The following is a 1,082-nucleotide window of genomic DNA, read 5'->3' as shown; positions in this document are numbered from 1 at the left end:
TTGTCGCATCCCGTACGATCATATGGTCGCTTGTGAAACAGGTGCGGGTGGGTCTGGTACCAATCTTTCATGGCCTGCATCGGCGTACTGCTCTTGAGCGCTGACTGCGGCAACTGGTGGTTGTACAAGGCCACATAGCGCAGCAAGGTCTCCTCCATGTCCTCGCGGCTGTTGAACCGGTGGGTCTTCAGAACGTCCGCAATGCGTCCATTGAACCGCTCCACCATGCCGTTGGTTCTGGGCGTCCTGGGCTTGGTCAATCGGTGCTCTATGCCCAACTCCCGGCACAGTTGATCGAATTCATGGTTGCCGCTGGGTTCGCGTTCCTTGCTGGCAAACAGACGGTCCGTGAACTCTTTGCCGTTGTCGGTCAACAGCTTGTTGATCCTGATCGGACAGGCCTTGTGCAACGCCTTGAGGAAGGCCTGTGCACTGGCGGCGGTCTTGTTGGACTTGAGCTGCACAAACACCCAACGCGTGGCCCTGTCGATGGCCACGAATAGGTAGCGCCGGCTGCTCTCATCCTGCATCTGGGGCAGGTACTTCACGTCCATGTGCACGTAGCCTGGCTCGTAGCTCTTGAAGGCCTTGTGGGCTACCGCAGGCTCCTGGGGCTTGAGGGCGTTGAGGTTGCCCGCTCCATGGCGGCGCAAGCACCTGTCCAGCCCGGAGCGCGAGACATGGGGACAGATGAACTCCCGTGTCACGGCCAGCAGGTCATCCAAAGGTAGCAGCAAGGTACGGCGCAAGTGAACCACCACGGTCTCTTGCGCAGGCGTGAGCACCGTCTGCAGGCGATGGGCCGTGTGCGAGCGGTCTGCAAAGACATCGCGCTTCTTCCACTTGTAGACCGTCTGCTCAGTGATCCCAAAGCGCTGGGCCAGGATGCTGGCTGGTTCATCGCTGGCTGCGATCTCGGCACGCACGGCGGGCGTGGTGCGGGCGTTCTTGTGCAGGGCTATCAACATGGCTTCACTCCCTGGGTGGATTGCAAGGACTCTATCAACTCCTTTAGAACGGCTCGGGCCATGAAGAGTGGATAGCGTTTAGAGTCTATGCAATCGTCCGGGATGCGACACCTA

1 protein-coding gene is annotated in these 1,082 nt (G+C 59.5%); it reads right to left on the bottom strand.

Annotated elements, in window-relative coordinates; genetic code table 11:
- A partial coding sequence (locus DX909_RS29320) for an IS481 family transposase (RefSeq protein WP_024569601.1) occupies nucleotides 1-968 on the bottom strand: 968 nt, incomplete at its 3' end.
- Nucleotides 969-1,082 lie beyond the last annotated feature (114 nt).

Origin of the sequence: Larkinella soli, from assembly GCF_003703975.1 — a bacterium.
Lineage (GTDB): Bacteria > Bacteroidota > Bacteroidia > Cytophagales > Spirosomataceae > Larkinella > Larkinella soli.
The sequence above is the reverse complement of the archived record's forward strand: the minus strand, read 5'-3'. Positions and strand labels throughout refer to the sequence as shown.